The organism is Streptomyces sp. NPDC047043 (genome assembly GCF_040644055.1).
GTDB lineage: Bacteria > Actinomycetota > Actinomycetes > Streptomycetales > Streptomycetaceae > Streptomyces.
The window spans coordinates 130329-157139 of sequence record NZ_JBEYVO010000027.1; the positions used below are offsets into that span (position 1 = coordinate 130329).

General features: G+C 71.5%; 29 protein-coding genes. 16 read left to right on the forward strand and 13 right to left on the reverse strand.

Annotated elements, in window-relative coordinates; all coding sequences use genetic code 11:
* The first annotated feature begins 77 nt into the window (after window positions 1-77).
* Genes bioB through bioD form a run of 3 tightly spaced genes read left to right on the forward strand, consistent with a single transcriptional unit; the run spans window position 78 to window position 3266 of the window.
* Entirely contained in the window at window positions 78-1274 is a 1197-nt protein-coding gene (gene bioB / locus ABZ880_RS36320; protein WP_361272043.1) for a biotin synthase BioB, read from the forward strand.
* Entirely contained in the window at window positions 1267-2547 is a 1281-nt protein-coding gene (locus tag ABZ880_RS36325; RefSeq protein ID WP_361272045.1) for an adenosylmethionine--8-amino-7-oxononanoate transaminase, read from the forward strand. Before bioB ends, ABZ880_RS36325 begins: the two co-directional genes overlap by 8 nt.
* A 2-nt stretch (window positions 2548-2549) precedes the next feature.
* Window positions 2550-3266 carry a dethiobiotin synthase gene (gene bioD, locus ABZ880_RS36330; protein WP_361272048.1) on the forward strand — a complete coding sequence of 239 codons (717 nt, stop codon included), beginning with the start codon at window positions 2550-2552 and terminating at the stop codon, window positions 3264-3266.
* On the opposite strand, the gene ABZ880_RS36335 is transcribed toward bioD, so the two are convergent.
* From ABZ880_RS36335 to ABZ880_RS36370, 8 genes are all read right to left on the reverse strand, one after another.
* Entirely contained in the window at window positions 3263-3739 is a 477-nt protein-coding gene (locus tag ABZ880_RS36335) for an SRPBCC domain-containing protein (RefSeq protein WP_361272050.1), read from the reverse strand. The two genes, bioD and ABZ880_RS36335, sit on opposite strands and share 4 nt — an antisense overlap.
* Window positions 3740-3766: 27 nt before the next feature.
* Window positions 3767-4924, reverse strand: a complete 1158-nt coding sequence (gene pqqE / locus ABZ880_RS36340) for a pyrroloquinoline quinone biosynthesis protein PqqE (RefSeq protein ID WP_361272053.1) — start codon at window positions 4922-4924, stop codon at window positions 3767-3769.
* Window positions 4921-5193, reverse strand: coding sequence for a pyrroloquinoline quinone biosynthesis peptide chaperone PqqD (gene pqqD, locus ABZ880_RS36345; RefSeq protein ID WP_361272055.1), 273 nt, complete (start codon window positions 5191-5193; stop codon window positions 4921-4923). Before pqqD ends, pqqE begins: the two co-directional genes overlap by 4 nt.
* Complete coding sequence (gene pqqC / locus ABZ880_RS36350; protein ID WP_361272058.1) at window positions 5190-5912, reverse strand: pyrroloquinoline-quinone synthase PqqC; 723 nt, start codon at window positions 5910-5912, stop codon at window positions 5190-5192. Before pqqC ends, pqqD begins: the two co-directional genes overlap by 4 nt.
* Before the next feature lie 11 nt (window positions 5913-5923).
* The gene (gene pqqB, locus ABZ880_RS36355) at window positions 5924-6823 is read right to left on the reverse strand and encodes a pyrroloquinoline quinone biosynthesis protein PqqB (protein WP_361272060.1); all 900 of its coding nucleotides are present in this window, start codon (window positions 6821-6823) and stop codon (window positions 5924-5926) included.
* An 8-nt stretch (window positions 6824-6831) separates the two neighbouring features.
* Window positions 6832-6972: a pyrroloquinoline quinone precursor peptide PqqA gene (gene pqqA, locus ABZ880_RS36360; RefSeq protein WP_361272062.1), complete on the reverse strand. Its 141-nt coding sequence runs from the start codon at window positions 6970-6972 to the stop codon at window positions 6832-6834.
* Window positions 6973-7022: 50 nt separating this feature from the next.
* Window positions 7023-8174: a PQQ-dependent sugar dehydrogenase gene (locus ABZ880_RS36365; protein WP_361272065.1), complete on the reverse strand. Its 1152-nt coding sequence runs from the start codon at window positions 8172-8174 to the stop codon at window positions 7023-7025.
* 152 nt (window positions 8175-8326) lie between these two features.
* A complete protein-coding gene (locus ABZ880_RS36370; protein WP_361272067.1) occupies window positions 8327-10591 on the reverse strand; it encodes a LuxR C-terminal-related transcriptional regulator in 2265 nt (754 codons plus the stop codon).
* A gap of 115 nt (window positions 10592-10706) precedes the next feature.
* On the opposite strand from ABZ880_RS36370, the gene ABZ880_RS36375 reads away from it, so the two are divergent.
* A complete protein-coding gene (locus tag ABZ880_RS36375) occupies window positions 10707-11393 on the forward strand; it encodes a triacylglycerol lipase (RefSeq protein ID WP_361272069.1) in 687 nt (228 codons plus the stop codon).
* An 85-nt stretch (window positions 11394-11478) separates the two neighbouring features.
* On the forward strand, window positions 11479-12174 hold the full coding sequence (locus tag ABZ880_RS36380; RefSeq protein ID WP_361272072.1) for a class I SAM-dependent methyltransferase: 696 nt from the start codon (window positions 11479-11481) through the stop codon (window positions 12172-12174).
* Window positions 12175-12183: 9 nt separating this feature from the next.
* On the opposite strand, the gene ABZ880_RS36385 is transcribed toward ABZ880_RS36380, so the two are convergent.
* On the reverse strand, window positions 12184-12558 hold the full coding sequence (locus ABZ880_RS36385; RefSeq protein WP_361272075.1) for a fic family toxin-antitoxin system, toxin component: 375 nt from the start codon (window positions 12556-12558) through the stop codon (window positions 12184-12186).
* 4 nt (window positions 12559-12562) lie between these two features.
* On the reverse strand, window positions 12563-12802 hold the full coding sequence (locus tag ABZ880_RS36390) for a toxin-antitoxin system HicB family antitoxin (protein ID WP_361272078.1): 240 nt from the start codon (window positions 12800-12802) through the stop codon (window positions 12563-12565).
* Between the two features lie 196 nt (window positions 12803-12998).
* Here ABZ880_RS36390 and ABZ880_RS36395 point away from each other — a divergent pair, with 196 nt between their 5' ends.
* From ABZ880_RS36395 to mug, 11 genes are all read left to right on the forward strand, one after another.
* Complete coding sequence (locus tag ABZ880_RS36395) at window positions 12999-13850, forward strand: ABC transporter ATP-binding protein (protein WP_361272210.1); 852 nt, start codon at window positions 12999-13001, stop codon at window positions 13848-13850.
* Between the two features lie 4 nt (window positions 13851-13854).
* The gene (locus tag ABZ880_RS36400; RefSeq protein ID WP_361272080.1) at window positions 13855-16422 is read left to right on the forward strand and encodes an ABC transporter permease; all 2568 of its coding nucleotides are present in this window, start codon (window positions 13855-13857) and stop codon (window positions 16420-16422) included.
* A 46-nt stretch (window positions 16423-16468) separates the two neighbouring features.
* Window positions 16469-17356, forward strand: coding sequence for an LLM class F420-dependent oxidoreductase (locus ABZ880_RS36405; protein WP_361272086.1), 888 nt, complete (start codon window positions 16469-16471; stop codon window positions 17354-17356).
* 104 nt (window positions 17357-17460) lie between these two features.
* Window positions 17461-18351: an LLM class F420-dependent oxidoreductase gene (locus ABZ880_RS36410; RefSeq protein WP_361272089.1), complete on the forward strand. Its 891-nt coding sequence runs from the start codon at window positions 17461-17463 to the stop codon at window positions 18349-18351.
* A 67-nt stretch (window positions 18352-18418) separates the two neighbouring features.
* Window positions 18419-18844 carry a GNAT family N-acetyltransferase gene (locus ABZ880_RS36415; protein WP_361272093.1) on the forward strand — a complete coding sequence of 142 codons (426 nt, stop codon included), beginning with the start codon at window positions 18419-18421 and terminating at the stop codon, window positions 18842-18844.
* A gap of 168 nt (window positions 18845-19012) precedes the next feature.
* Window positions 19013-20377 carry a hemolysin family protein gene (locus ABZ880_RS36420; RefSeq protein WP_361272096.1) on the forward strand — a complete coding sequence of 455 codons (1365 nt, stop codon included), beginning with the start codon at window positions 19013-19015 and terminating at the stop codon, window positions 20375-20377.
* Complete coding sequence (locus tag ABZ880_RS36425; RefSeq protein WP_361272099.1) at window positions 20374-21387, forward strand: hemolysin family protein; 1014 nt, start codon at window positions 20374-20376, stop codon at window positions 21385-21387. Before ABZ880_RS36420 ends, ABZ880_RS36425 begins: the two co-directional genes overlap by 4 nt.
* Window positions 21388-21454: 67 nt before the next feature.
* On the forward strand, window positions 21455-22237 hold the full coding sequence (locus tag ABZ880_RS36430; RefSeq protein ID WP_361272102.1) for an SGNH/GDSL hydrolase family protein: 783 nt from the start codon (window positions 21455-21457) through the stop codon (window positions 22235-22237).
* 6 nt (window positions 22238-22243) lie between these two features.
* The gene (locus ABZ880_RS36435) at window positions 22244-22609 is read left to right on the forward strand and encodes a DUF4326 domain-containing protein (RefSeq protein WP_361272105.1); all 366 of its coding nucleotides are present in this window, start codon (window positions 22244-22246) and stop codon (window positions 22607-22609) included.
* 73 nt (window positions 22610-22682) lie between these two features.
* Window positions 22683-24125 (forward strand): adenylosuccinate lyase, encoded by a 1443-nt coding sequence (gene purB / locus ABZ880_RS36440; protein ID WP_361272108.1) that lies wholly within the window; start codon window positions 22683-22685, stop codon window positions 24123-24125.
* Entirely contained in the window at window positions 24122-24670 is a 549-nt protein-coding gene (mug, locus tag ABZ880_RS36445) for a G/U mismatch-specific DNA glycosylase (RefSeq protein ID WP_361272212.1), read from the forward strand. Before purB ends, mug begins: the two co-directional genes overlap by 4 nt.
* Before the next feature lie 4 nt (window positions 24671-24674).
* On the opposite strand, the gene ABZ880_RS36450 is transcribed toward mug, so the two are convergent.
* The 3 genes from ABZ880_RS36450 to ABZ880_RS36460 are packed head-to-tail and all read right to left on the reverse strand — an operon-like array spanning window position 24675 to window position 26772.
* On the reverse strand, window positions 24675-25085 hold the full coding sequence (locus tag ABZ880_RS36450) for a hypothetical protein (RefSeq protein ID WP_361272111.1): 411 nt from the start codon (window positions 25083-25085) through the stop codon (window positions 24675-24677).
* 41 nt (window positions 25086-25126) lie between these two features.
* Window positions 25127-25849 (reverse strand): ABC transporter permease, encoded by a 723-nt coding sequence (locus tag ABZ880_RS36455; protein ID WP_361272114.1) that lies wholly within the window; start codon window positions 25847-25849, stop codon window positions 25127-25129.
* 2 nt (window positions 25850-25851) lie between these two features.
* The gene (locus tag ABZ880_RS36460) at window positions 25852-26772 is read right to left on the reverse strand and encodes an ABC transporter ATP-binding protein (protein WP_361272117.1); all 921 of its coding nucleotides are present in this window, start codon (window positions 26770-26772) and stop codon (window positions 25852-25854) included.
* Window positions 26773-26811 lie beyond the last annotated feature (39 nt).

The following is a 26811-nucleotide window of genomic DNA, read 5'->3' on the forward strand; positions in this document are numbered from 1 at the left end:
TACCCACACGACGAAGTGCCTCTCTTGTTCAATCTCTCCTTGGCCGGGAGCGCTTCCGTAAGACAGGATCGGCTCTCATGGACCTGCTGAACACGCTGGTGGACAAGGGGCTTCGGCGCGAGCTGCCGACCCGCGAGGAAGCTCTGGCCGTCCTGGCCACTTCCGACGACGACGTGCTGGACGTGGTGGCCGCGGCCGGAAAGGTGCGCCGGCACTGGTTCGGCCGACGGGTGAAACTCAACTATCTCGTCAACCTCAAGTCCGGGCTCTGTCCGGAGGACTGCTCCTACTGCTCCCAGCGGCTCGGTTCCAAGGCCGACATCCTGAAGTACACCTGGCTCAAGCCCGAACAGGCCTCCGAGGCCGCCGCGGCCGGTCTGGCCGGTGGCGCCAAGCGGGTCTGCCTGGTCGCCTCCGGGCGCGGGCCGACGGACCGTGACGTGGAGCGGGTCGCGGGCACCATCAAGGCGATCAAGGAACGACACGAGGGCGTCGAGGTGTGCGCCTGCCTCGGTCTGCTCTCCGACGGCCAGGCGGAGCGGCTGCGCGAGGCGGGCGCGGACGCCTACAACCACAACCTGAACACGTCCGAGGGGACGTACGGGGACATCACGACCACGCACACGTACGCCGACCGGGTCGACACCGTGAACAAGGCCCACGCGGCCGGTCTGTCCGCCTGCTCCGGGCTGATCGCCGGCATGGGCGAGAGCGACGAGGACCTGGTCGACGTGGTGTTCTCGCTGCGCGAGCTGGACCCGGACTCGGTGCCGGTCAACTTCCTGATCCCGGTCGAGGGCACCCCGCTGGCCAAGGAGTGGAACCTCACCCCGCAGCGCTGCCTGCGGATCCTGGCGATGGTGCGGTTCGTCTGCCCGGACATCGAGGTGCGCATCGCCGGCGGCCGCGAGGTCCATCTGCGCTCGATGCAGCCGCTGGCCCTGAACCTGGCCAACTCGATCTTCCTCGGCGACTACCTGACCACCGAGGGCCAGGCCGGCCAGGCCGACCTGGAGATGATCTCGGACGCCGGCTTCGAGGTGGAGGGCGCCGACCAGGTCACCCTTCCGGAGCACCGGGTGAGCGCGGGCGGCGGCTGCGGTTCGCACGCCGGTGCCGGCTGCGGGTCCCACGAGGACGCGGGGTGCGGGTCGCACGAGAGCGGCGGAGTCTGCGGTACGCCCGCCACGGCGCCCGCGGTCAACGAGCCCCGCACCGACCTGGTCGCCCTGCGCCACCGCGGCGTCGGAACGGACCTCGCACCCAATGCCTGACCTGCCCGTGTCCGAGCTGCTGGAGCTCGACCGACGGCATGTGTGGCACCCGTACGGGCCCATGCCGGGCCGTCAGGAACCGCTCGTCGTGGAATCGGCGAGCGGGGTACGGCTGCGGCTGGCGGACGGCTCCGGCGAACTGGTCGACGGCATGTCGTCCTGGTGGTCGGCCATCCACGGCTACAACCACCCGGTGCTCAACGAGGCCGCGCGCGAGCAGCTCGGCCGGATGAGCCACGTGATGTTCGGCGGGCTCACGCACGAGCCCGCCGTACGGCTCGCAAAGCACCTTGTCGACATGTCGCCCGAGGGCCTGGAGCACGTCTTCCTCGCCGACTCGGGCTCGGTGTCGGTCGAGGTCGCGGTCAAGATGTGCCTGCAGTACTGGCGCTCCCTGGGCCGACCCGCCAAGCAGCGCCTGCTGACCTGGCGCGGCGGCTACCACGGCGACACCTGGCAGCCGATGTCGGTGTGCGACCCCGAGGGCGGGATGCACCAGCTGTGGAGCGGGGTGCTGCAGCAGCAGGTGTTCGTGGACCCGCCTCCGGTCGAGTACGAGGAGTCGTACGCGCAGCAGCTGCGTTCGGCGATCGAGCGGCACGCGGACGAGCTGGCCGCGGTGATCGTCGAGCCGGTGGTGCAGGGCGCGGGCGGGATGCGCTTCCACTCCCCCGCGTATCTGCGGGTGCTGCGCGAGGCCTGCGACGCGCACGGTGTGCTGCTGGTGTTCGACGAGATCGCGACCGGCTTCGGGCGCACGGGCGCGCTGTTCGCCGCCGGCCACGCGGCGGTGACGCCGGACGTGATGTGCGTGGGCAAGGCGCTGACCGGCGGCTACATGACCATGGCGGCGGCGCTGTGCACTGCCCGTGTGGCGGACGGCATCTCGCAGGGCGAGGTCCCGGTCCTCGCCCACGGCCCGACCTTCATGGGCAACCCCCTTGCGGCGTCCGTCGCCTGTGCCTCCATCGAGCTGCTGCTCGGCCAGGACTGGCTCGGCGAGGTCAAGCGGATCGAGACGGGCCTGCGGGAGGGCCTGGCACCGGCCCGCGGGCTTCCGGGCGTCAAGGACGTACGCGTCCTCGGCGCGATCGGGGTCGTCCAGCTCGACCACGACGTCGACATGAAGGCCGCCACGGCCGCCGCCGTGCGCGAGGGCGTGTGGCTGCGGCCGTTCCGCGACCTGATCTACACGATGCCGCCGTACGTCACCGGGGACGAGGACCTGGCACGGATCGCACGCGCGGTGTGCGCGGCGGCACGGGAAGGATGAGCATGCCGATCCTGGTGATCACGGGCACGGGCACGGAGGTCGGCAAGACCATCACGACCGCCGCCGTCGCCGCCTCGGCGGTCGCGGCCGGCCGGTCGGTGGCCGTACTGAAGGCCGCGCAGACGGGTGTACGGCCGGACGAGCGCGGGGACGCACAGGAAGTGGCGCGGCTCGCGGGTGCCGTGACGGCGAGCGAACTCGCCCGCTATCCCGAGCCGTTGGCGCCCGGGACGGCCGCGCGGCGGGCCGGGATGGCGCCGGTGCATCCGCGGGACGTCGCCGAGGCCGCCGGCAAGCTGGCCACCGAGCACGATCTGGTGCTGGTGGAGGGCGCGGGCGGACTGCTCGTCCGGTTCGACCCGGCGGGCGGGACACTGGCGGACGCGGCGGAGATGCTGCGGGCCTCGGTGCTCGTGGTGGCGTCTGCGGGCCTGGGCACCCTGAACACGACGGAGCTGACCGCGCGCGAACTGCGCTCGCGGAGCGTGGAGTTGCTGGGCGTCGTCATCGGCGGCTGGCCCGACTCCCCGGATCTCGCGATGCGTTGCAACATCACGGACCTGACGGACGTCGCCGGGGCCCCGCTGCTGGGCGCGCTGCCCATGGGCGCCGGATCGCTCGCTCCCGCCGACTTCCGTGCCACGGCGCCGAGTTGGCTGGCACCGCGGCTGGACGGGACGTGGGACGCGGAGGCGTTCCGGGTGCGCGAGGCGCCTTAGACGCCGTCGGAAGGCTCGCTCGCCTCGACGAGCCGGGCGAGGTTTGCCAGGGCCATGCGCGTGCCCGTCTCGTTGTCGGCGGCAGGCACGGCGTCGGGGATCCCCTCGTGCCGAACGAGGACGTCGGTGCCGCCGTGCACGGCGGTGAGTGTGGTCGTCATCGTCATCGTGCCCCGCAGGGCGGGATCCGCGGTCTCGAACTCGAGCACCTCGACCACCTGCTCGTCCGGCACGAGCTGCGCGAAGTGGCCGTGGTAGGTGTCGGTGTGCGACGCCGACTTGCCGGTGCCGGCCGGTGTGTCGTAGGTGAGTGAGACGCGGAACCGTCCGCCCTCGCGGGCATCGAATTCGTGCACGTGGCTGCTCATGCCGGCCGGCACCCGCCAGTGCGCGATCGCGTCGGCGTCCACCAGCGCCCGGTAGACCGCCGACGGCGGGGCGTTCACATGCCCGGAGACCTGTGCCGAGTACATGCGGTCAACATAACGCCCGGTGCAGGCTCACGCCTCCGACCGTCGTCTGCTCCCGGTGGACTCGGGCCGGCTCGGTGCCCGCCGCCTGATCGCTCCCGTCCCGTCCGAGCTGTCGTCGGCCAGCGCCCGGATCAGTCCGTGGTCCGGCGAGAGGCTGCAGGCAGGGTCGGCGCGGGTGGCGTCTCCCGTGAGGGCGAAGGCCTGGCAGCGGCAGCCGCCGAAGTCCTCGTCGCGGCGGGAGCAGCTGCGGCAGGGCTGGGCCATCCAGTCGGTCCCGCGGTAGCGGGTGAACGCCTTGGAGTGGTCCCAGATCCAGGCCAGCGAACGGTCGCGGACGTTCGGCGGGTCCAGGTCCGGCAGCGAGGCCGCGGCCGGGCAAGGAAGGACGGTGCCGTCCGGGGCGACCGTCAGCGACACCGCTCCCCATCCGCCCATGCACGGCTTGGCCACGCCGTCGAAGTAGTCGGGGACGACCCAGACCAGTTCGGGGCCGTCCGGTGTGAGCCGCTCCCGCCATCGCTCTACGGCGTCGCGGGCGCGGGTGAGCTGGTCGCGGGTGGCGAGCAGCGCGGCGCGGTTGAGCAGACCCCAGCCGTAGAACTGCGCGTTGGCGAGTTCGATGCGGTCCACGCCCCAGGACACGCCCAGTTCGATGACGGCGTCGATGGCGTCGAGGTTCTCGCGGTGCAGGACGACGTTGAGGCCGAGGGGGAGACCGGCGGCCCGTACGAGCGCGGCGGCCCGTTCCTTCTCGGCGAAGGAACGGCGGCCGGCGATCCGGTCGGAGGCGCTCGGGTCGGCATGCTGGACGGACAGCTGGACGCTGCGCAGTCCGGCGGCGGCGAGCGCGGACAGCCGGGCCCGGTCCAAGCCCACACCGCTGGTGACCAGTTGGGTGTAGATCCCGGCGCGCTCGGCCGCGGTGACGATCTGCTCCAAGTCCGGCCGCAACAGCGGCTCGCCGCCCGAGAGATGGGTGTGGACGACGCCCAACTCGCCCGCCTGGCACATCACTTCCGTCCACTGCTCGGTGGTCAGCTCGCGCGAGCGCCGCGTCAGCTCCAGGGGGTTGGAGCAGTACCCGCAGTGCAACGGGCAGGCGTGGGTGAGTTCGGCCAGCAGGGCCCAGGGGCGGGCGGGCGCGGGTGCCAGGGCGGCGGTGGGCGCCGGGTCGGTGACGGTCATCGGAGCCAGCCCTCCGTGCGCAGCCGTTCGAGGAAGGCGGGGACGTCGGTGGCCACGGAGGAGCCGGGGAAGCGTTCGGCCAGGTCGTCGACGATGTCGCGCACGCTGCGGGTGCCGTCGCACAGGCCGACGATCGGGCCGGCCCCGCCGTGCAGGACGACGACGCGTTCGGGAAGGAGCAGCAGGTCCGTGTCGCGTGCGCGGTCGTGCCGCAGGACGACGGCGGGCGCGAGCACGGGCCGCCAGTCGGCCACCGCCGCCGCCCTCATGCCTGCTCCCGGCGGCCCGCCCGGTCCACGGCGTCGAGCAGCGACCACAGGACGTCGCACTTGAAGCGCAGCGCGGCCACGGCACGCTCCTGGTCGTCCCGGGTGCGGGCCCAGTCGAGCACGAGGTCGAGTGCCTCGCCGCTGTCGCGCCGACCCTGGGAGACACGGGTACGGAAGTAGGCGAGGCCATGGGGTTCGATCCACCGGTAGTGGCGCTCGAAGGCCTCGATGCGGGTGGTCATCAGATCCGGCGCCGACAGCTCGGTCAGCGAGGCGGCGACGGCTTCGAGCGGCGGGCGCAGCCGGCAGAAGTTGACGTATCCGTCGACCGCCAGCCGTACGCCCGGCAGCACGGTGTCGGCGCGCAGCAGCGTCTCGCGGTCCACCCCGGCCGCCTCACCGAGCCGCAGCCAGCGCTCGATGCCGCCCTCGCCGTCCTGCAGCCCGTCGTGGTCCTGGATGCGGCGCAGCCACATCCGGCGCAGTGCGGGGGTGTCCAGCTTGGCGGTGATCAGCGCGTCCTTGACGGGGATGTGGCGCTGGTAGTGGAAGCGGTTGGTGATCCAGCGGCGCAGCTCCTCGCGGCTCAGATCGCCGCTGTGCATACGGAGGTTGAAGGGGTGGCTGTCGTGGTACTGCTCCTCCCCCACCGCGCGCAGTCGTGCCTCGAACTCCGCGGGGCTCCAGGGCTCCGCGAGCGGGGTGGGTGCCGTGGTCACGGCGGCCGGATTCAAAGTTCGATCACCATCCCGTCGGACGCCACCTCGAGGCCCAGCCGTGCCAGCCGCTTGTGCTGCGGAGCTGCCGGGTCGACGAGGGGGTTGGTGTTGTTGAGGTGCGTGTAGAGGCATCGGGCGGTCAGGCCGGCGAGCCGTTCGGCCGTACCGCCCGGGCCCTCGATGGGCAGGTGGCCCATGCCGGTGGCGGTGCGCTCGGAGATGCCCGTGCGGCGGGGCTCCTCGTCGTCCCAGAAGGTGCCGTCGACGATCACGCAGTCGGCCTCCACGGCGGCCTGCTGGAGGCGGTCGGGCCAGGCGGCCAGGGCGGGAGCGTAGAGCGCGGTCGCGCCGGAGGCCGGGTCGTACAGGCGCAGCGCGACGACCCAGGCGTCGTCGTCCGGAGCGTCGGCGGCGTACCGCGGCCGCTTGCCCGACACCGGGATGCCGCTGAGCTGCAGGCCCGAGGTGCCGGGGTCGAGGGGTTCGGCGCCGCGCGGCTGCAGTTCGCGCCAGGTGAGGGAGGTGTACGGCGCCAGTACGTCACCGAGGTGCAGGCGGTCCAGGAGCGCCTGGCGGACCGGGGCCGTGGTGATCACCTCGAGTCCGTCGGCCTCGCGCAGCCGGGCGATGCCCAGGGTGTGGTCGAGTTCGGCGTCGGTGAGGACGAGTCCGGCGATCGGTGTCTGCCGGCGGCCGGGGCCCGGGTGGAGTTCTTCCTGGACCTCGATCTGGTCGCCGATGTCGGGTGTCGCGTTGACGATGTACCAGCGGCCGTCGTCGGTGCGTACGGCGAGGGAGGCGTGACGGCGGCGCCGGTGCGGATGGGCGCGCGCCCCGGAGCAGCCGGGGCACGCGCAGTTCCACTGGGGGATGCCGCCACCGGCGGCGGTGCCGAGTACGAGCAGCAGCATGGCGTCGGCTAGCGGGAGCTGAGGGAGTAGGCGGTGACCTCGAGCGCGGTGTCGACGATCTCGTAGGAGGGCGGCTGCCAGGTGGCCTTGTCCGTGTCCTTCGAGGGGATCTGTTCGACGGGCTTGAGCTGCTGCGTGGTCTCGTTCATGACGGGTACTTCCTCTCTGGGCTTTCCGTGGGTGGTTTCGGGGCGGGTGGTCACTTGATGGACACGCGGAGGATCTTGTCCTTGCCGTATCCGAGATCGCTGGTGCCGAGCAGCAGTTCGTCCTTGCCGGGCACCTGGGCCATGGCGCGCAGGCGCCCGTACTTGCCGGGGAAGAAGTCGACCGGCGTGCCGACGTACTCGCTGTCCCCCACGATCGGGATGCGCCACAGCCGCTTGCCGCGCAGCGACGACACGTAGAGGACGTTGTTGATGACGAGCACCTGGGAGGGCACGCCCCACTCCGGGTGGAAGACGACGGTCGGGTTGGTCATGCCGGGGTGGTCGCAGGCGCCCTCGCAGACCGGGAATCCGTAATTGGCGCCCGGCTTGATGAGGTTGACCTCGTCCCAGGTCTGGTCGCCGACCTCCGCCTCCCACAGGCGGCCGTTGCGGTCCCAGGCCAGGCCCTCCGGGTTGCGGTGGCCGTAGCTGTAGATGCGGTCGCCGAACGGGTTGCCGGGGGCCGGGGCGCCGGTCTTGGTGATCCGGAGGATCTTTCCGTTGAGCGACTTCTTGTCCTGCGCGAGATTCGGCGTGTAGGCGTCGCCGGTCGTGACGTAGAGGTAGCCGTCGGGGCCGAACTTGATCTGGCCGCCGTTGTGGTTCCCGATCCGCTTGATCCCGGTGATCAGCGTCTTGTAGTGGCTGAGCTTCTTGCCGTCGTAGTCCATCCTGACGATCTGGGTCTGGGTCTTCGTGGTGTGCACGAAGAACACCTGCTTGTCCTTCTTGCCGTCCCAGGTCGGTGACGGCTCGACTCCCAGCAGACCGCCTGGGCCGTCGTCATAGGGCTCGGGGACCGTGTTGGGGACCTCGCCGACGTCCGTCCTCTTGCCGTCGAGGCCGAGGCGGTAGACCTGGTAGGTGAGCCGCTCGGTCACCAGCGCCGAGCGTCCGTCCGGCATGAAGGTGATGTCCCAGGGCGTCTGCCACCCCGTGGAGAAGGTGGTGACGTCGGCCGGGGCGCCGCCTTCCATGGCAACCGTGTCGGCGGTGACGGCATCCCCGTCGGCGGTGGTGGGCGGCACCGCGGCGGCGGGCGCCGGCTGCGACAGGCCGGTCGCCAGCAGCGCGGCCGCGGCGGCGAGCGAGGCGAGGACGAACCGGGACGGGCGTCTCACCGGGCGGCCTGGATCTGACATGTCGACACCCTTCGTCGTTCCTCGAGTCGTCGTGGCGCAGCGTGTCCGCACGGCTGCGAGGAGCAGAGTATTTGCCCGAAGTCGTCCCGCTTTGCAGCGACATCTTCACGATGAGCGACCGATGTGCCATTCGGATGAGCGGCGCGGCCCGGTCACCGGACGGGGCCGTCGTCGCCGAAGAGCCGTACCAGTTCGATCCGTGAGCGGATGCCCAGCCGGCTGAACACGCCCCGCAGATGGTGGTCGATGGTGCGGGGGCTGAGGGCCAGGCGGGCTGCGATCTCGCGGTTGGTGGCGCCGTCGGCGGCCATCCGCGCGATCAGCAGCTGCTGTGCCGTCAGGCGCGTGGTGGGGTCGTCGTCGCCTCCTCGCGACGCGGCGGCGGGTGCGCCCAGCGCGCGGAGTTCGGCGCGGGCCTGCACCGCGCAGTGCGGGGCACCGAAACAGTCGAACGCCTCCAGGGCGCTGGCGAGACGGTCGCGTGCCTCCGTACGACGGCGCAGCCGGCGCAGTGCGCTGCCGAACAGCAGCTCCGTGCGGGCGCGTTCGAAGTCGCGGGTGCCGCGCGCGTGCAGGTCGAGTGCGGTGCGGTAGTGCTCGACGGCCTCGGCGCCGGGCGCCAGCAGGGCCCGGCAGCGGGCGCTGAGGGCCAGGTCGTCGGGGCTGCGCACGGCGGTGGCCCAGCGGTGGTAGTCGGCGTGCGCGGCCCGGGCGACGCGGGTGTCGCCGGTGCGGACGGCCGCCTCGACGTAGTGCGGGGTGGCCAGGTGCCGGATGGCCCGGTGGCCGTGGCCCGGGCCGAAGCCGGCAAGGGCGCGCAGCCGCACCGCCGCGCCGGCGAAGCGGCCGTCCGCCAGGTCGAGGAAGGCGAGCGCCCACTGGGCGAGCGCGGCGGGCAGTCCCAGACCGCGGGGCAGGGCGTACGACCGTGCGGCCGCCGCGCGGTCCCGGCAGGTGTCGGCGTCGCCGGTGACCGCCGCGAACATGGCGAGGGCGGCCTGCAGATGGCAGGCGCCGTTGTCCTGGCCGGTGGCGTACGCCTGCCGCAGGGCGTCCATGGCGGTGGCCGCCCCGGCGTGCGGGCGTCCGGTCCAGAACTCGGCGTAGGCCCGGAACTCCTGTGCCTGTACGGCGGTTGCGGTGACGCCACGCGCGCGTGCCGATGCGGCCGCCCGCACCGTGGCGGTGGCGGCGCGGGTGTGGTCGCCGAGCAGGAGGGCGGCGATGCCGGCGTGCACCAGCAGGGTGGGGTCCCCTCCCGGACCGCACCGCCCGGCCGCCGCCTCCAGCAGATCCCGGGCGTCCTCGTAGCGTCCCTCGAACGCGGCGGCGAGCCCGCCCAGCGTGCCGGGCGGCACGACCTCCAGCCGCTCGGCCACACCGGCGGCCTCCCGGCAGCGGCGCAGGTCGCCGGTGTACATGGCGGCTTCGGTGGCCCGGGCGAGGAGGTGGGCGGCGGGGGTCGTGCCATCGTCGGCCGACGCGCCGCCGGGAGCCGCAGAACCGTCAGCGGGTGCAGAACCGTCGACAGGTGCAGAACCGTTCCCTCGCCCATCCGCGCCGGTCCGAGCTGCCGCCGCCAGCAGTGCGTCGAAGGCCTCCGTCGCGTTCCCCGCGCGGAGGGCGAACAGGCCCGTCAGGGCGTCGTCGGCCGTGGCGGTTGCCGCCAGGTGGTGAGCCCGGTCGGCGTCGCCCGCGTGCCAGGCGTCGGTGGCGGCGCGGGTGAGCAGGCGGGTCCGGTCGGACGGGTCGGGGCAGAGCCCGGCGGCGCGTTCGGTCAGCGCGCGGGCCAGTGTGAGCTGGCCGGTGTCCCGTGCCTGGCCCGCGGCGGCGCCCAGCTCCGCGGCGAGCCGTCCGCTCGGGCCGAGCGCGCCCGCGCCCCGGTGCCAGGAGCGGCGGGGTGTCTCGCCGTCGCCGCGCAGGACGCGGGCCAGCAGCCGGTGCACGTCGCGGCGGTCCGCCGGGGAGGCGGTCTCGTACGCGGCGATCCTCGTCCAGGCGTCGCGGAAGACGACACCGCCCGCGCCCGCGTGCGCGATGCCGGCGGTGTCGGCGGCCTCCAGTGGGCGGGTGTCCAGTCGGGCGGCGGCGACCGCGCGCAGGAAGGCGTGGGTGGCGACCGGGTACTGGTCGGCCGCCGCGAGGAGCAGCAGGAGGCGGGTGTCGTCCGGGAGCGCCCGGATCTCCGCGCGGTGCGCCCGCAGCAGGGCGGGGGCCAGTGCGGCGGGGTCCGTGGGCAGCGGGTCGAGGCCGGCCCACTGGCGCTCGGTGAGCAACGGCACGAGTTCGGCGGCGGCGCGGGGGTCGCCGTACACCGCGTGCAGTACCCGGGTCCGGACGCCCTCGGGAAGCGCGGAGGCGTCGCGCTGCGGTGGCGAAGTGCGGTCTAGGGGCGGGGGGTTCACCTGAGTCACCACGTGAATGACGTTACTGGCGAGTTAATTGACCCGTAAAGACCGGCGATTTCGCCGATGCGGCGCGCGTAGACCCGATCCGACACTCCTGGCAACCCCACCCGTACCAGGAGGCATCATGCAGCGCTTCAAGCGTCGCATCGTCACGGCCGTGTCGGCCGTGGTCTCATCGCTCCTTCTGTCTCTCTCCCTGTCCGCCGCGCCCGCTCACGCGGCGACCCACAACCCGATCGTCTTCGTGCACGGCCTGAGCAGTTCGGCCAGCAGCTGGGACGACTGGATCGCCGACTTCGAGGCCGACGGCTACTCCTCCTCCGAGCTGTTCGCGTCGTCGTACGACTGGTCGCAGTCGAACGTCACCACCGCCCAGCAGCTGGCCACCGAGGTCAAGAGCGTGCTCGCGCAGACGGGCGCCTCGAAGGTCGACCTGGTCGTCCACTCGATGGGCGCGCTCAGCGCGCGCTACTACCTCAAGAACCTCGGCGGGACGTCGTACGTCGACGACTTCGTCTCGGCGGCCGGCGTGAACCACGGCACCACGACCGCCTCGTGGTGCAAGTGGCTCTACACCTCCTGCGCGGAGATGTACACCGGAAGCTCCTTCCTGACCTCGCTGAACTCCGGCGACGAGACACCGGGCAGCGTCTCGTACGCCAGCTACTGGTCGAACTGCGACGACGCGCTCACCCCGGACACCACCGCGATCCTGAGCGGCGCGACCAACGTCGAGGTCGGATGCATCTCGCACACCGACATGAACAACGACTACGGCGTGTACGAGCAGGTGCGGGACTTCATCGCCTGAGCCGAGCCTGACAACGACGGCGGGGGTGCACGGGGCTCGTACGGGGGAGAATCGCGGTAAGGCCCGTCCTGCAGAGGAGGTCCCCATGCCGCTGAGGACCCCCGGCGCCGCCAAGGTGGCGCGGGATCCCGTGCACCACCCGCTGTTCGCCCGCTACTACGCCCGGATCAGCGTGTCCGCCGAGACCCGGATGGGGATGGGCGGGATCCGCGGCCGGCTGCTGGCCGGCCTGTCCGGGCGGGTCATCGAGATCGGCGCGGGCAACGGACTGAACTTCGCGCACTATCCGAGCACGGTCTCGGAGGTCGTCGCGATCGAACCGGAGCGCATGCTGCGCCAGTTGGCCGTCGAGAACGCCCTGCGCGCCGAGGTACCGGTGGACGTCGCACCGGGCGCGGCCGAGGCGCTCCCCGTCAAGAGCGAGGCGTTCGACGCGGCGGTGGTCTCCCTGGTGCTGTGCAGCGTGCGCGACGTGCAGCGGGCGCTCGCGGAGGTACGGCGCGTGCTGCGCCCCGGCGGTGTCGTGCGGTTCTTCGAGCACGGGCGGGGCGGCGGACCGGCGATGGTCCTCACCCAGCGCGCCCTGGACCGCACCCTGTGGCCGCCGATCAACGGCGGCTGCCACCTGGCCCGCGACCCGATCGCCGCACTGCGCGACGCCGGGTTCGAACTCGGCCCCTACCGGCGGCTGTTGATGCCGGACAAGGGGCCGAAGCTGCCCACCTCGTACTGCGTGCTCGGTACGGCGTGGCGGCCGGAGACCGGCGAAAGGGCCGCCTGACCGCCCCGATCACATGGTCCAGCTGCGCAGCTCCGCCGCGATGTCGTACACCGTGGCATTGCCCCTCTTGACCAGGCGGGCCAGGTCGCGCACCTGCACCGGCGAGGTGGTCACCCTCAGGCCGCTGGCGACGAGGTAGGCGTACGCGACGGCCGAGGCGAAGAGGGCGTTCGAGCGCTCCAACGCGGGGACGTGGATGAGGAGTTGGAGCAGGGCCGCCGCGCGTGCGTGCGGGTCGTCGTAGACCGGGACGTCGAAGATCTCGGCGTCGTGGCGTGCGACGGCCGCGACGAGGGCACCCCAGTCGGTGACCTGGGGGTCCCCGGGCGTCTTCTGTTCGGCGAGCATGAGAAGCCAGGCGAGATCGATGCTGAGGTTGCTCAAGGGATCAGCGGCGAGCTTCGCGGGTGTTGTCGTCCTCGCTGCCGAACTCCTCGGCGAAGACCGTCTCGTACTGCTTCATGAAGTCTGCGGCGGCCTCCACGAACGTCTGGCCGACCTCTCCGGTGTCCTGTTTCACGAGTTCCTCGATGTAGCGGTTGACGCTCATGCCACGGGCCAAGGCGCGCTCGCGGGCGGCGCGGGCCGTGCCCTCGTCCACTCTCACGTTCAGCTGGGTCTTCGCCATACTTCGAAGCTAGCGCTGAAGTGCTAGCACGACAAGAGGTCCTCCCCCGGGTGGAAAGTGCCCCTTACACCGGTCTCAGGGACCCGACCTGCGGTGGAGACCACCCTGGACCTCCGAGGGATTTCGAGTGTGCCCAGGATCACACTACGCTCGGCCGGGACGAGGAGGTCGAGTGTCCACGAGCGAGGAGGCGGCCTTGTCCACACCTGCTGCGGAGCACGCCCCGGGCCATGCGTCGCCCGACGGGATCGCGGCCCGCGCCCGCGGTCTGACCAAGGCGTACGGCACGGGCGAGACGACCGTGCTGGCCCTCGACTCGGTGGACGTGGACATCGCGCGCGGCCGCTTCACCGCGGTCATGGGCCCTTCGGGCTCCGGAAAGTCCACGTTGATGCACTGCCTGGCGGGCCTGGACACGGTGTCGGCCGGGCAGGTGTGGCTCGGCGACACCGAGATCACCGGGCTGAAGGAGCGCGAGCTGACCCGGCTGCGCCGGGACCGGATCGGCTTCATGTTCCAGTCGTTCAACCTCATCCCGACGCTGAACGCGGCCGAGAACATCACCCTGCCCATGGACATCGCGGGCAAGAAACCCGACGAGAAATGGCTGGACCAGGTCATCGACACGCTCGGGCTGCGCGACCGGCTCAAACACCGGCCCGCGCAGCTGTCCGGCGGCCAGCAGCAGCGCGTGGCCTGCGCGCGGGCGCTGGCCTCCCGGCCCGAGCTGATCTTCGCGGACGAGCCGACCGGCAACCTCGACTCGCGGGCCGGCCTCGAGGTGCTCGCCTTCCTGCGCCAGGCCGTCGACGCACTCGGCCAGACGGTCGTCATGGTCACCCACGACCCCGGCGCCGCCGCCCACTCCGACCTGGTGCTGTTCCTCGCGGACGGGCGCATCGTGGACGAGATGCAACGGCCGACGGCGGAGGCGGTGCTGGAGCGCATGAAGCGGTTCGACGTGATCCGCAGCCAGTTCGAGGACGACGGCCCCTCCGCGGACATGACGGACGGCCCCTCCGCAGACGTGACCCTGGACAAGGACTGAACCCGTGCTGAAGGCGACGCTCAGGAGCTTCCTCGCGCACAAGGGACGCCTGCTGCTCTCCGCGCTGGCGATCGTCCTGTCCGTGGCGTTCGTCGCGGGCAGCCTGATCTTCTCCGACACCGTCACCCGCACCTTCGACCGGCTGTTCCACTCCACGTCCGCCGATGTGACGGTGGAGCCGCGACAGGACCTCAAGTCCCAGGTGCCGACGGGGGAGGCCGAGACCGTGCCCGCCTCCCTCGCGGGCCGCGTGGCGAGGGTCGACGGCGTCGCCTCGACCCACGCCGACGTCAGCGTGCAGAACATCACGGTCGTCGACAGCAAGAACAAGTCGGTCGGGCCGACCACCGGCGCACCCACCATCGCCACCGACTGGTACCTCACCGCCCGCAGCCCCGTGAAGCTGACCTCGGGCCACGCCCCGCAGTCCGGCGGCGAGGCGCTGCTGGACGCCGACACCGCCGACAAGAAGCACGTGAAGATCGGCGACACCCTCACCGTGCTGGCCCAGCCGGGCACCTTCAAGGTGCAGATCGTCGGCATCGCCACCTTCACCACCACCAACCCGGGCGCGGCCCTGGTCTTCCTCGACCCGAAGACCGCCGCGACCCAGCTGCTCGGCTCGGCGGGCAAGGCCACCAGCATCTCGGTGGACGCGGCCAAGGGCGTGAGCGACGCCCAGCTCAAGACCCGGATCGTCGCCGAGATCGGCACCGGCACCTATGACGTGAAGACCGCCGACGAGCAGGCCAAGTCGGCCGCCTCGGACCTCGGCGGGTTCCTCGACGTCATCAAGTACGTGATGCTCGGCTTCGCCGGGATCGCCGTCCTGGTCGGCGTCTTCCTGATCGTCAACACCTTCTCCATGCTGATCGCCCAGCGCACCCGGGAGCTGGGCCTGCTCCGGGCCCTCGGCGCCGACCGGCGCCAGGTGCGGCGGTCCGTGCTGACCGAGGCGATCCTGCTCGGCCTGGTCGGCTCGACGCTGGGCCTGGCGGCGGGCATCGGGCTCGCGGCCGGGCTGATCAAACTCATGAGCGTGTTCGGGATGAACCTCAAGACCACCGAGATGGTGGTCGGTTGGGGAACCCCAGTGGCGGCGTACGTCGTCGGCGTAGGCGTCACCTTCGTGGCGGCCTACCTGCCGGCCCGGCGCGCGGCCGGCGTCTCGCCGATGGCCGCGCTCGCGGACGCCGAAATCGCCGGTATCGGAAAGCCGTTGCGGGTACGGGCGATCGTCGGCTCGATCGTCGGGGTGCTCGGCGCCGCCGCCCTCGTCGGCTGTGCCACCGCGACGAAGACGGCCTCGTCGGCCTCGCTGCTGGGGCTCGGCGTCGTACTGACCCTGATCGCGACCGTCATCGCGGGCCCTCTCCTGGTCCGCCCGGTGATCCGCGTACTGGGCGCCGCGTTCCCGGCCCTGTTCGGCTCGATCGGCCGCATGAGCCAGCGCAACGCCCTGCGCAACCCGCGCCGTACGGGCGCCACCGCGGCCGCCCTCATGGTCGGCCTCGCCCTGGTCGGCGGCATGTCGGTGGCCAGCGCCTCCATGTCGAAGTCCTTCGACCAGCAGATCGACAAGACGCTGGGCGCCGACTTCGTGATCCAGAACAGCAACTTCGTACCGTTCACGCAGGAGGTCACCGACAAGGTCCGCGGCACCGAGGGCGTCGGCCTCGTCGTACGACAGCGGTTCGCACCGATCGCCGTACGACTGCCGGACGGCAAGCGCATCGAGACCACCGCGGCGGGATACGACAACGGGGTCGACGACGTCGCCCACGTGACCTACGCGGCCGGGAACTCGGCGGCGGCCCTCGCGCCCGGCAGCATCGGCATGGACGTCGACTTCGCCAAGGACCACGGCGTCCGGGTCGGCAGCACCATCCCCGTCGAGTTCCCCGCCGGGAAGAAGACCGAGCTGAAGGTCACCGCGCTCACCGACCAGGACAACTCCGGCGGGTTCGGCATGCAGGGCGGGCTGTTCTTCGGAATCGCGACGGTCGAGAAGTACGTGCCCGGCGGACAGGACTCCGCGCTGTACGTGAACGCGGCCTCCGGCACCAGCCCCGACCAGCTGCGCAAGAACCTGGACAAGAACCTCGAGCCGTATCCGCAGGTCCAGGTGCGCGACCAGGCCGACTACAAGAAGCTGGTGCACGACCAGATCGCCGTGCTGCTCTACCTCGTGTACGCGCTGCTCGGGCTCGCGATCATCATCGCGGTGCTCGGCGTCGTCAACACCCTTGCCCTGTCGGTCGTGGAGCGGACCCGGGAGATCGGGCTGCTGCGGGCCATCGGGCTCGCCCGGCGCCAGCTGCGCCGGATGATCCGGCTCGAGTCGGTGGTGATCGCCGTGTTCGGCGCGGTCCTGGGGCTCGCGCTCGGGCTGGTGTGGGGCGTGTGCGTCCAGCAGGTGCTGGCCCTGCAGGGCATGAAGGCGCTGGCGATCCCGTGGACCACCATCGTCGCGGTGGTGATCGGCTCGGCGGTGGTGGGCATCGTGGCGGCGCTGCTGCCGGCGTTGCGTGCATCCCGCATGAACGTACTGGCGGCGATCGCGCACGAGTGATGGGATGGCGGCAGGTCCTCAATTCGCCTGCTGGTGAGGAGAGTTCATGCCGCGCCCGTTCCGTTTCGGAGCAAGCCTGATCACCCCGTCCCCCGCCGCCGAGTGGCGCGCCAAGTGCCGGCGGGCCGAGGAACTCGGCTACGACGTGATCCTGGTCCCCGACCACCTCGGCATGGTCGCGCCGTTCCCGGCGCTGGTCGCGGCGGCGGAGGCGACCGAGCGGCCGCGGCTGGGCACCTTCGTGCTCAACGCGGGCTTCTGGAACCCCACGCTGCTCGCCCGCGAGGTCGCCACCACGGACGCCCTGACCGGCGGGCGCCTCGAACTCGGCCTGGGCACCGGCTATGTACGGACCGAGCACGACACCGCAGGACTGCCCTTCGGCTCGGCGCGCGAGCGGGTGGACCATCTCCAGCGCACGATCGGGGAGTTGGAGCGGCTGCTCACGTCCGACGGGCAGCCGCAGCCCGTCCAGAAGCCCCGTGTGCCCTTGATGATCGGCGGCAACGGCAACCGGATGCTGCGGCTCACCGCCGAGCACGCCGACATCGCGGCCTTCGCGGGGGCATATCTCCAACCGGGCAGCACGACCGGAAAGCTCGCCCCGACCACCGCCGAGGAACTCGACGAGCGTGTCGCCCGCTACCTCCGGCTGGCCCAGGCCCGCAAGGAACCGGCCGAACTGAACCTGCTCCTCCAGATGGCGGTCGTCACCGAGGATCCGGCGGCCGTGCTGCGGCCGCTGCTGGAACGACGTCCGGAACTGAGCCTGCCGGCCGTGCTGGACCTGCCCACCATCCTCATCGGCACCCTGGACGAGATCGTCGCGAAGGTGCTGGCACAGCGCGAGCGGTACGGCTTCTCGTATCTCACCGTGCTCGAACCGTACATGGAGGCGTTCGGTCCCGTCGTGGAGCGCTTGCGGGGCCGGTGAAGGGGCGCGATGCGTGCATCCGCCATGGACGTACTGGCGGCACGTCCCACCCGAGTGGTGCAATCACAGTGAGCACTCAAGTCGCTTGCTGCTGAGGAGAGTTCATGCCGCGCCCGTTCCGTTTCGCCGTCAACCTCAACGCCACCGCCCCCACCGACGCATGGCGCGCCAGGTGCCGGCAGGCAGAGGAACTCGGCTACGACGTGATCCTCATCCCCGACCATCTCGGCAAGCCCTCGCCGTTCCCGGCGCTGGTCGCGGCGGCAGCGGTCACCGAGCGGCCGCGGGTGGGCACGTTCGTGCTCAACGCGGGATTTTGGAACCCCACACTGCTCGCCCGCGAAGTGGCCACGACCGACGCCCTGACCGGCGGACGCCTCGAACTCGGACTCGGCGCGGGTTACGTCAAGGCCGAGCACGACGAGGCCGGGCTGCCGTTCGGCTCGCCGGGCGAGCGGGTGGACCATCTGCGGCACACCGTCGAGGAGTTGGAGCGCCTGCTGAGCTCCGACGAGCACCAGCCGCAGCCGGCCCAGAAACCGCGCGTGCCGCTGCTGATCGGCGGCAACGGCAACCGGATGCTGGAGCTGGCCGCCGAGCACGCCGACATCGCGGCCTTTGCGGGCGCCTCCTTGGTGCCGGGCAGCACCGACGGACAGGTGACCCCGGCCACCGCCGAGGAACTCGACGAGCGCGTCGCCCGCTACAGCCGGCTGGCCCAGGGCCGTAAGGAACCGGCCGAACTGAACCTGCTCATCCAGTCGGTGGTCGTCACCGACGACCGCGAGGCCGTGGCGGCTCCCTTCCTGCGCCGGATACCGAACCTGACCCTCGAACAGGCACTGGAGCTGCCCATCGTGCTGATCGGCACCGTGGACGAGATCGTCGCGCAGGTGCTGGAGCGGCGCGAGAGGTACGGCTTCACGTATCTGACGGTGCTCGAAGGGTCCATGGAGGCGTTCGGGCCGGTCATGGAGAAGCTGCGCGGGCGATGACCGTCCGCCGACCGTCCGCATGCCGGAATTCCGCCTCCCCGTCCGGCGCCCGTGATGGGATCACGGCATGACTGATCTGCACATACGGGCCGCGGCGCCCGCCGACCTCGACACCGTGCTGGCCTTCTGGAAGACGGCCGCGGAGGGCACGAGCATCAGCGACGACCGGGACGGCGTGGAGCGGCTGGTCGCCCGTGACCCCGAGGCGCTGATCCTGGCCGAGCTCGGCGGCGAACTGGTCGGCACGGTGATCGCCGGCTTCGACGGCTGGCGCTGCCATCTGTACCGGCTGGCGGTGCACCCGGAGCGGCGCCGACAGGGCATCGGCTCGGCGCTGCTCGCCGCCGCGGAGGAGCGCTTCGTACGGCTCGGCGGCCGGCGCGGCGATGCGATGGTGCTGGTGCGCAACGAGACCGGGCAGCACGCCTGGCGGGCGGCCGGGTACACACCCGAGGAACACTGGCGGCGGTGGGTGAAGCACCTCACACACTGATCACCTTTGCCGATCCTTTACCATTGGGGGACCGCATCCGAATCCGATCCGGCCCTCCAATGAAAGGTGTGAGCGTCCGCCCATGGGCGAGCCTCCCAGTAGTACGCGCAGTGCACGACATCGCGCGTTCCTCCCGCCCCTGTCCGACGATGGGACGGAGGTGACCCGATGACCGAAGTGCTCCTCCTGCTGGTGGCGATCCTGCTCTCGCTCGCCTGCGGCGCCTTCGTTGCGGCCGAGTTCTCGCTGACCACGGTCGAGCGCGGCGAGCTGGAACGGGCCGTCGAGCGCGGCGAGACGGGTGCGTCCGGTGCCCTCAAGGCCGTCCGGAGCCTGACGTTCCAGCTCTCCGGCGCCCAGCTCGGCATCACCGTCACCAACCTGGTCGTCGGCATGCTCGCCGAACCCTCGATCGCCAAGCTGATCGCGGGCCCGCTCGAAGCGCTCGGCATCTCCTCCTCCGCGGCAAGCTCGCTCGCCCTGGTGCTCGGCACGGCGCTGTCGACCGTCTTCCTGATGGTCGTCGGCGAACTGGTGCCCAAGAACTGGGCCATCTCCTCACCGCTGGCCGTGGCCAAGCGGGTGGGCAACGCACAGCGCCTGTTCAGCGCGGCCTTCCGCCCCTTCATCACGCACCTCAACAACACGGCCAACCGCGTGGTGCGCCGCTTCGGCCTGGAGCCCACCGAGGAACTGGCCTCCGCCCGCAGCCCCAAGGAGCTGGCGGCACTGGCCCGGCACTCCGCCAAGGAGGGCGCCCTGGAGGCGGACACCGCCGAGCTGTTCGTGCGGACCCTGAACCTCGCCGACCTGACCGCGGAGAACGTGATGACGCCACGCGTCCAGGTCATCGCCCTCGAGGTCCAGGCGACCTGCGAGGACGTGGCCAACGCAACCCGGGCGACCGGGCTCTCCCGGTTCCCGGTCTACCGCGGCAACCTCGACTCCGTCGTCGGCACCGCCCACGTCAAGGACGTCCTGGCGATACCCGCCGAGCGCCGCACCCGCGTGCACGTCTCCGAGGTGATGCGCGAACCGCTCCTGGTCCCGGAGACCCTCACCGTCGACCGGCTGCTGGACCGCCTGTCCGGCAAGCGCACCATGGCCGTGGTCATCGACGAGTACGGCGGCACCGCGGGCGTCGCCACCCTCGAGGACATCGTCGAGGAGGTCGTCGGCGAGGTCCGCGACGAACACGACCCGCACGAGACACCCGACCTGGCCACCGCCGGCAGCGACGAAGAGGGCCGGACCCTGTACTCGGCCGACGGCTCCGCGCGCGTGGACCAGCTCGCGCGCATCGGACTCAGGGCGCCCGAGGGGCCGTACGAGACACTGGCCGGCCTCATCGCGACCGAGCTCGGCCGCATCCCGGCCGTCGGCGACCGTGTGGAGGTCGCCGGCTGGAGGCTCGACGTGGTGGACGCCTCGGGGCGCCGGGCCGCACGGGTGCTGATGCACGCACCCTTCACCGACGCAGCCGCCACCGCCGACGAGACCCACGCCAAGGACGAGCAGGGGGACGCCCGATGACCGCCGTACAGCTGCTGATCGGCTTTGCGACCCTCGTCGTCAACGCCTTCTTCGTCGGCGCCGAGTTCGCGCTGATCTCCGTACGCCGCAGCCAGATCGAACCGCACGCCGAGGAGGGCGACCGGCGCGCCAGGAGCGTGCTGTGGGGACTGCAGCACGTGTCCGCCCTGATGGCGGCCGCCCAACTCGGCATCACGCTGTGCACCCTGGTCCTGGGCGTGGTCGCCGAACCGGCGATCGCACATCTGCTGGAGCCCGTGTTCCACGCCCTGGGCGTGCCGACCAGCGCCGGACACGCGGTGTCCTTCGTGATCGCGCTGACCCTGGCGACCTATCTGCACATGCTGCTCGGCGAGATGGTGCCCAAGAACATCGCACTGGCGGAACCGGTGCGCAGCGCCCTGCTCCTCGGCCCACCGCTCGTCACCCTCTCCCGGGCACTGCGCCCCGTGATCTTCGCGATCAACGCCTTCGCGAACGCCCTGCTGAAGCTGCTTCGGGTGGAGACCAAGGACGAGGTCACGGCCACCTTCTCGGACGCCGAGCTGGCCCGGATCGTACGCGACTCGGGCGAGGCGGGCCTGATCGACGAGCGCGCCCGGGAGCGGCTGCACGACGCGCTGGAGCTGGGCCGCCGCCCGGTGCGCGACGTCGTCATGCCACTGGAACGCGTCGTCTACGCGCGCGTGGGCGTCACACCGGAGGAGCTGGAGCAGCTGTCGGCCGAATCCGGCTTCTCCCGCTTCCCGGTGGTCGACGAGAACCGCAGGATCGTCGGCTACCTGCACGTGAAGGACGCGCTCGACGCCATGCCACGGGACGTGCCGTTCCGGGTGCAGGACATGCGCCCCATCGCGCGCGTACGGGAGACCACACCGCTGGACGACGTCCTCACGGCGATGCGCGGCAGCCGCACGCACCTCGCCGCCGTACTCGGCGACGACGGACGGCTGGCCGGCCTGGTGACCATGGAGGACGTACTGCGCGAGCTGTTCGGACAGCCGGCCTGAGCCGCGCGGAGAGGTGCCCGGGCCGACCGACCGACGGGTATGGGCCCGGGATACCATCTCTGACGCCATGCAGAAGAACCCCACTCACACCAGCCTGGTCGCCGTCGGCGACTCCTTCACCGAGGGCATGTCGGACCTGCTGCCCGACGGCACGTACCGAGGCTGGGCCGACCTCCTCGCCGGACGGATGGCCGCCGTCACCCCCGGATTCCGGTACGCCAACCTCGCCGTGCGCGGCAAGCTGATCGGACAGATCGTCGACGAACAGGTCGACGTCGCCGCGGCCATGCGACCCGACGTGATCACGCTGGTGGGCGGCCTCAACGACACCCTGCGCCCCAAGTGCGACATGGGACGGGTGAAGGGCCTGCTCACCGAGGCCGTCGAACGGCTGGCCCCCTCCTGCAAACAGCTCGTGCTGATGCGCAGCCCCGGCCGCCAGGGTCCGGTCCTGGAGCGCTTCCGGCCACGCATGGAAGAGCTCTTCGTCACCGTCGACGACCTCGCCGCACAGCACGGCGCACTGGTCGTCGACCTCTACGGAGCCCCCTCGCTCAGCGACCCGCGCCTGTGGGACGTGGACCGGCTGCACCTCACGACCGAGGGCCACCGCAGGGTCGCCGAGGCGGTCTGGCAGACACTCGGCTACAACCCCGAGGATGCCGACTGGCACACGCCGATGGAGGCGACCCCGCCCCCGGGATGGGCCATGCGCCGGGTCGCCGACGTCCGCTTCGCCCGCCGGCACCTGCTGCCGTGGATCGGCCGCCGCCTGACCGGCCGCTCCTCGGGCGACGGCCTGCCCCCGAAGCGCCCCGAACTGCTGCCCTACGAGGGCCCGGCGGCGTAACCGCCCATGGCGACGCGGGTGATCAACGTCAGGGGCCGGATCCACGAGTTCGGCCCCCGGCTGGAACACGCCCCCGAAGACGTCGTCTACGTCGGCCGCCGCTGGACCCTGGGCGGCTGGGACCTGCCCCGGCACCCGCTCTACAACCCCTTCGCCTACGACACCCCGAAGCGCCGCCGGGACGGCACCCGCGCCGAGGTCATGGCGATGTACCGGGCATATCTGCTGGAGCGCCCCGAACTGCTGGAGCTGGTGCCGGAGCTGCGCGGGCGGACACTGGCCTGCTGGTGCGCGCCCGAGCTGTGCCATGCGGATGTGCTGGCGGAGCTCGCGGACTCGGAGTTGCATGACACAGGGCAGGAGCTGCGGTGACCCAGGTCTCGTAGCTTCCGACAAAGGGGGCTGTGGCGCTGGCCTGCAGGAATCGCCAGTAGAATCCGTACACGTGACTTCTGCGCCCGCCAAGCCCCGCATCCCGAACGTCCTCGCCGGACGCTACGCCTCCGCCGAGCTCGCCACGCTCTGGTCGCCCGAGCAGAAGGTGAAGCTGGAGCGGCAGCTCTGGCTCGCCGTGCTGCGGGCCCAGAAGGACCTCGGGATCGAGGTGCCGGACGCGGCGATCGCCGACTACGAGCGTGTCCTCGACACCGTCGACCTGGCCTCCATCGCCGAGCGCGAGAAGGTCACGCGGCACGATGTGAAGGCGCGGATCGAGGAGTTCAACGACCTCGCCGGGCACGAGCACGTGCACAAGGGCATGACCTCCCGCGACCTCACCGAGAACGTCGAGCAGCTGCAGATCCGGCTCTCGCTGGAGCTGATGCGCGACCGAACGGTGGCCGTCCTGGCGCGCCTGGGCAAGCTCGCCGGCGAGTACGGCGAGCTGGTCATGGCGGGCCGCTCGCACAACGTGGCCGCGCAGGCCACGACGCTGGGCAAGCGGTTTGCTACGGCCGCCGACGAGCTGCTCGTCGCGTACGGCCGGGTCGAGGAGCTGCTCGGGCGCTACCCGCTGCGCGGCATCAAAGGCCCGGTCGGCACGGCGCAGGACATGCTGGACCTGCTGGGCGGGGACGCGGGCAAGCTGGCCGACCTGGAGAACCGGATCGCGCAGCACCTGGGCTTCTCGCAGGCCTTCACCTCGGTCGGCCAGGTCTACCCGCGCTCGCTGGACTACGAGGTCGTGACGGCGCTGGTGCAGCTGGCGGCGGCGCCGTCCTCGCTCGCGAAGACGATTCGGCTGATGGCCGGGCACGAGCTGGTGACCGAGGGCTTCAAGCCGGGCCAGGTCGGGTCGTCCGCGATGCCGCACAAGATGAACACGCGGTCGTGCGAGCGCGTGAACGGCCTGATGGTCATCCTGCGCGGCTACGCCTCGATGACCGGTGAGCTGGCCGGCGACCAGTGGAACGAGGGCGACGTGTCCTGCTCGGTGGTGCGCCGGGTCGCGCTGCCGGATGCGTTCTTCGCGCTGGACGGTCTGCTGGAGACGTTCCTGACGGTGCTGGACGAGTTCGGCGCGTTCCCGGCGGTCGTCGCGCGCGAGCTGGACCGCTACCTGCCGTTCCTCGCCACGACCAAGGTGCTGATGGGCGCGGTGCGCGCGGGTGTCGGCCGTGAGGTCGCGCACGAGGCGATCAAGGAGAACGCCGTCGCCTCTGCGCTGGCGATGCGCGAGCAGGGCGTCGAGCGCAACGAGCTGCTCGACAAGCTGGCCGCCGACGCTCGGCTGCCGCTCGACCGGGCCGAGCTGGACGCGCTGATGGCCGACAAGCTGTCCTTCACGGGCGCCGCGGCCGACCAGGTCGGCATCGTCGTCGGCCGTATCGAGGAGATCGTCAAGCAGCACCCGGAGGCCGCGGGCTACACGCCGGGGGCGATCCTCTGACCCGCTTCACTCCGGCGGAACTGGAGGCCGCCCGCGACCGTCTCGTCCCGGACGTGGTCGCGGACGGCCTCGATGTTCTGTTCTGCGGCATCAACCCCGGTCTGATGACGGCGGCGACGGGCCATCACTTCGCCCGGCCCGGCAACCGCTTCTGGCCGGTGCTGCACCTGTCGGGCTTCACGCCGCGGCTCATGAAGCCGTCGGAACAGCGGGAGTTGCTGTCGTACGGGCTCGGCATCACGAACGTGGTGGCCCGGGCGACGGCGCGGGCCGACGAGCTGAGTGCGGAGGAGTACCGCGAGGGCGGGCGGCAGTTGGCGCTGAAGGTGGGCCGGTTGAAGCCGCGGTGGCTGGCGGTGGTGGGGGTCACGGCGTACCGCGTCGCATTCGACGACCGCAAGGCCCAGGTGGGGCCACAGGAACGGGTCATCGGGGACACGCGGGTGTGGGTGCTGCCCAACCCCAGCGGGCTGAACGCGCATTGGACGGCGCAGACGATGGCGGAGGAGTTCGGGCGGTTGCGGGTGGCGGCCTCGGGGGGTTAGCCGGTCAGGGTGCGGCTATCTCGGTGACCACGGCGACGAGCTGGATCTCGTCCGCCTCGTCCCGGTCGGCGACGAACACGGCGACCCAGCGGCCCGTCCCCTCCACCTCCCAGACGTCGGCCACGCTCGCGCGTGCGCTGATGGCGGCCCACGGCTCGGGTATCTGCTCTCGTTCGGTGCGCAGCAGGGCGGTCTGCAGGTTGAAGGGATCCTCTTCTCCCCAGCGCGCCTCCAGTTGCTCGTAGATGGCGTCCTTGACCTTGCGGTATTGGTCCGCCGTCACCGCCCGCTCCGCGCTGTCGCCGCTTCGCAGGCCGTGGCTGCTCTCTAACACGGCTTCGTGGTGGCCGTGCCCCGCCGGAAAGGGGCGGAAGCACAGCTCGTCGATGAGAGCGATGTGCTGTGCGATGTTCATGTGGTCCAGTAAAGCGGCTGGCACTGACATTTGGTGAGGTGTCAGGCGTCCCTGCGCCGCACACTCCACGCCCCCGCCAGCAACGCCGCCCCCGTCCAGAGCCCCGTCACCGCAAGCCCCGTCCACGGCCCCAACGCTCCGTCCCACGACTCGTGGAACACCACCTGCCCCGCCCGGTCCGGCAGGACATCCGCCACGGAACCGGACATGTCCCCGATCACGAACGAGACGATCAGCAGGAACGGGATCAGGATGCTCAGCGTGGCGACGCCGCTGCGCAGCAGTGCGGTCAGACCCACCGCCAGCAAGGCCATCAGCGTCAGGTAGATCCCGCAACCGACCACGCCCCGCAGCTCTTCGCTCCAGGTCAGCCCGTCCGCCTTCACCCCCAGGACGGCCTTCCCGACGGCCATGCTCACGGCTCCCGTCACCAGCCCCACGAGCAGCACGGGTACGGCCACCGCCACCGTCTTCGCCGCGAACCATCGCCCACGACTCGGCACCGCGGCCAACGTGGCGTGCAGGGCGCCGCTCCGGAACTCCGCGGACACGGCCGTCACGCCGAAGGCGATCGCCGCGATCTGGCCGAAGCTGACGCCGAAGAAGAGCGAGAACAACGGGTCGAAGTCCGCTCCGCCGCTGTCGGTCGCGGCGAGCGCCGAGAACACTGTGGTGGCCGGCAGCACCGCGCACAGGCCGCCGACGAGCGACCGCAGCGTACGGATCTTGAGCCACTCCGAGTGGAGCGCGGGCGTGAATGCCATGGTCAGGCCTCCTGAGGCTGTGCGGTGAACTCGGTCTCGGCGCCGGTGAGATCCAGATAGGCCTGCTCCAACGTGCCCTCTTCCGCGGTGAGTTCGAGGATCGGCACGCCGGCGGCGGAGGCGAGCCGTCCGATGTCGTCCACGCGCGCGTGGTCCACGGTCCAGTACCCGTCGTCGTGCTCCACGGCGTGGTGGCCGTGGCGGGCGAGGACGCTCTTGAGTGCCGTCGCGTCCGTCGTACGGATGCGTACGCGTGGCTGCACGCGCGCGTGGATGAACTCCCGCATCGGGGTGTCGGCCAGGAGGCGTCCGCGTCCGAGGACGACGAGGTGGTCGGCGAAGGATGCCGTCTCGCTCATGAGGTGGCTGGAGACCAGCACCGTGCGGCCCTGCCCCGCGAGCCGGCGCAGCAACGCGCGGATCCAGATGATGCCTTCGGGGTCGAGGCCGTTGGAGGGCTCGTCGAGCATGACCACCTCGGGCTCGCCCAGCAGCGCGGCGGCGATGCCCAGGCGTTGACGCATGCCCAGGGAGTACGTCTTCACGCGGCGCCGCGCGACCGGGGCGAGCCCGGTCTCCTCCAGCACCTCGTCGACCCGGCGGCCGGGGATGCGGTTGCTCGCCGCCAGTACGCGCAGGTGGTCCCGACCGGTACGGGACCCGTGCGCGGCCTGCGCGTCGAGCAGGGCGCCGACGTGGCGCAGGGGTTCGCGGAGTGCGGCGTAGGGCCGGCCGCCGATCGTGGCGGTGCCGGAGGTGGGTCGGTCGAGGCCGAGCACCAGCCGCATGGTGGTGGACTTTCCGGCGCCGTTGGGGCCGAGGAAGCCGGTGACGCGGCCGGGTCGGACGCTGAAGGTGAGGTGGTCGACGGCGCGTCGAGTGCCGTACTCCTTGGTGAGATCGTGGACGTCGATGCTGGTCATGGCAGCAGCGTGGCCGGTCGGGCGGGGTGGTCTCCTCCC

Excerpts from the sequence above, each read along its gene's own strand:
- ABZ880_RS36405 (WP_361272086.1), top strand. The coding sequence starts at position 16,469 with ATGCCGCGCCCGTTCCGTTTCGGAGCAAGCCTGATCACCCCGTCCCCC.
- pqqD (WP_361272055.1), bottom strand. The coding sequence starts at position 5,193 with ATGAGGGCGGCGGCGGTGGCCGACTGGCGGCCCGTGCTCGCGCCCGCC.
- ABZ880_RS36450 (WP_361272111.1), bottom strand. The coding sequence starts at position 25,085 with ATGAACATCGCACAGCACATCGCTCTCATCGACGAGCTGTGCTTCCGC.
- ABZ880_RS36430 (WP_361272102.1), top strand. The coding sequence starts at position 21,455 with ATGCAGAAGAACCCCACTCACACCAGCCTGGTCGCCGTCGGCGACTCC.
- pqqA (WP_361272062.1), bottom strand. The coding sequence starts at position 6,972 with ATGAACGAGACCACGCAGCAGCTCAAGCCCGTCGAACAGATCCCCTCG.
- ABZ880_RS36425 (WP_361272099.1), top strand. The coding sequence starts at position 20,374 with ATGACCGCCGTACAGCTGCTGATCGGCTTTGCGACCCTCGTCGTCAAC.
- ABZ880_RS36435 (WP_361272105.1), top strand. The coding sequence starts at position 22,244 with ATGGCGACGCGGGTGATCAACGTCAGGGGCCGGATCCACGAGTTCGGC.
- ABZ880_RS36380 (WP_361272072.1), top strand. The coding sequence starts at position 11,479 with ATGCCGCTGAGGACCCCCGGCGCCGCCAAGGTGGCGCGGGATCCCGTG.
- ABZ880_RS36375 (WP_361272069.1), top strand. The coding sequence starts at position 10,707 with ATGCAGCGCTTCAAGCGTCGCATCGTCACGGCCGTGTCGGCCGTGGTC.
- pqqE (WP_361272053.1), bottom strand. The coding sequence starts at position 4,924 with ATGACCGTCACCGACCCGGCGCCCACCGCCGCCCTGGCACCCGCGCCC.
- ABZ880_RS36390 (WP_361272078.1), bottom strand. The coding sequence starts at position 12,802 with ATGGCGAAGACCCAGCTGAACGTGAGAGTGGACGAGGGCACGGCCCGC.
- ABZ880_RS36410 (WP_361272089.1), top strand. The coding sequence starts at position 17,461 with ATGCCGCGCCCGTTCCGTTTCGCCGTCAACCTCAACGCCACCGCCCCC.
- ABZ880_RS36420 (WP_361272096.1), top strand. The coding sequence starts at position 19,013 with ATGACCGAAGTGCTCCTCCTGCTGGTGGCGATCCTGCTCTCGCTCGCC.
- pqqB (WP_361272060.1), bottom strand. The coding sequence starts at position 6,823 with ATGCTGCTGCTCGTACTCGGCACCGCCGCCGGTGGCGGCATCCCCCAG.
- ABZ880_RS36460 (WP_361272117.1), bottom strand. The coding sequence starts at position 26,772 with ATGACCAGCATCGACGTCCACGATCTCACCAAGGAGTACGGCACTCGA.
- bioD (WP_361272048.1), top strand. The coding sequence starts at position 2,550 with ATGCCGATCCTGGTGATCACGGGCACGGGCACGGAGGTCGGCAAGACC.
- bioB (WP_361272043.1), top strand. The coding sequence starts at position 78 with ATGGACCTGCTGAACACGCTGGTGGACAAGGGGCTTCGGCGCGAGCTG.
- ABZ880_RS36415 (WP_361272093.1), top strand. The coding sequence starts at position 18,419 with ATGACTGATCTGCACATACGGGCCGCGGCGCCCGCCGACCTCGACACC.
- ABZ880_RS36365 (WP_361272065.1), bottom strand. The coding sequence starts at position 8,174 with ATGTCAGATCCAGGCCGCCCGGTGAGACGCCCGTCCCGGTTCGTCCTC.
- ABZ880_RS36455 (WP_361272114.1), bottom strand. The coding sequence starts at position 25,849 with ATGGCATTCACGCCCGCGCTCCACTCGGAGTGGCTCAAGATCCGTACG.
- ABZ880_RS36325 (WP_361272045.1), top strand. The coding sequence starts at position 1,267 with ATGCCTGACCTGCCCGTGTCCGAGCTGCTGGAGCTCGACCGACGGCAT.
- ABZ880_RS36335 (WP_361272050.1), bottom strand. The coding sequence starts at position 3,739 with ATGTACTCGGCACAGGTCTCCGGGCATGTGAACGCCCCGCCGTCGGCG.